Genomic DNA, 1,523 nt, shown 5'->3' with positions numbered 1-1,523 from the left:
GCCTTGCGGCGCGTCGGCGGCCGCGAGTTCGCGGCGATCGCCGGCGCCATCCTCGTTGCCCGCATGCAGAAGATCCCGGTGCTGCTGGACGGATTTGCGGCGACGGCGACGGCCGCTGTTCTGCACGCCGCCAACCCAGCGGCGATCGCCCACTGCCTGGTGGCCAGCCTGTCGCCGGAACCGGGACACGCCAGGGCAATCGAACGGCTTGGCCTGCGGCCGTTGCTCGATCTTGGCGTCAGCCATGGCGAAGCTGTGGGAGCAGGCCTTGCCGCCGGGCTGGTCAAGGCTGCCGCCCTCACCAGTTCCGGCATGGCGGCCGCGGCCCGGACCTAGCGCCGGCGCGCCGCGACCGTCTTGGTCGGCAGGGCCGGCAGTTCCTCCATCACCCGGCTGAGCGGGAAGATGGCGATCGCCTCGGTGCCCTCGCGCAGCTTGGAGTGAAGCTCGAATTCGCCGCCATGCATGGCGAGCAGGCCCTGCACGATAGGCAGGCCGAGGCCGGTGCCTTGCTCGGCGCTCTTGATGGCGATCGAACCCTGGCCGAAGGCCGAAAGCACGACCGGGATTTCTTCCTCCGGAATGCCCGGCCCATTGTCCTTGACCGAAATGTATTGCCCGCCGCCGGCGGTCCAGCCGACGCGCACGCGAACCTCGCCGCCGGACGGCGTGAACTTGATGGCGTTGGACAGGAGGTTGAGCGCGATCTGCCGCACCGCGCGTTCGTCGGCGAACAGGCGCGGCAAGGTGGTTTCGAAATCCTGGATGACGCGGATGTCCTTGTTGCGCGCCTTCAACTCCATCATGTGGCAGCAGTCCTCGGCGATGGTGAGCAGCATCACCGGCTCCTCGTTGAGCTGGTAGCGGCCAGCCTCGATGCGCGACAGGTCGAGGATCTCGTTGATCAGGTCGAGCAGATGCTGGCCGGACTCGTGCACGTCATGGGCATAGTCGCGATAGGTGGGGTTGTTCATCGGCCCGAGCACTTCATTGGCCATCACTTCGGAAAAGCCGAGGATGGCGTTGAGCGGGGTCCTGAGCTCATGGCTCATCGAGGCGAGGAAGCGCGACTTCGCCAGATTGGCATCCTCGGCCCGACGCCGCGCCTCGTCCGACATCGATTTCGCCGTCTCCACCTCGGCGATCAGCGCATCCTTCTCCGAACGGAATGACATCAGCATCAGCGAGGCCTGGTTGAGATTGCGCGCGACGTAGGCGAAGAAGGGCAGGGCGGTGACCAGCAGCGCGGCCATGATAACCTCGATCGGCAGCCACGTTCGTGCTCCGGCATAGGCATAGACGGCGACGGGAATCGCGAAGGTCGCCAGCAGCGCGCCGCCCAGCGAGGATGCCATCACCGCGGTCGCCGCCATGGCGACCAGAAGCACCATCGCCTTGATCACCTGGAACTGATCGATCTGGCAGGTGTCGCAACCGAACCAGGCGAACCAGGCCCAGCCAAGGCCGCACAGGAAATGCCCGATGAGGAAATCGCGCCGCGCCTGCGACGGATCGATCTGGGA

At 66.4% G+C, this 1,523-nt stretch carries 2 protein-coding genes; one reads left to right on the top strand and one right to left on the bottom strand.

The window, feature by feature from the left end; all coding sequences use genetic code 11:
• A partial coding sequence (locus EN780_RS33915; protein ID WP_189556976.1) for a nicotinate-nucleotide--dimethylbenzimidazole phosphoribosyltransferase occupies window positions 1-336 on the top strand: 336 nt, incomplete at its 5' end.
• On the opposite strand, the gene EN780_RS33910 is transcribed toward EN780_RS33915, so the two are convergent.
• The coding region (locus EN780_RS33910; protein WP_133372873.1) for a HAMP domain-containing sensor histidine kinase at window positions 333-1,523 on the bottom strand (1,191 nt) is incomplete at its 5' end. The two genes, EN780_RS33915 and EN780_RS33910, sit on opposite strands and share 4 nt — an antisense overlap.

This window comes from Mesorhizobium sp. M4B.F.Ca.ET.089.01.1.1 (genome assembly GCF_004022605.1).
GTDB lineage: Bacteria > Pseudomonadota > Alphaproteobacteria > Rhizobiales > Rhizobiaceae > Mesorhizobium > Mesorhizobium abyssinicae.
Note: the sequence above shows the minus strand (reverse complement) of the source record. Positions and strands in the feature narration are given on the sequence as shown.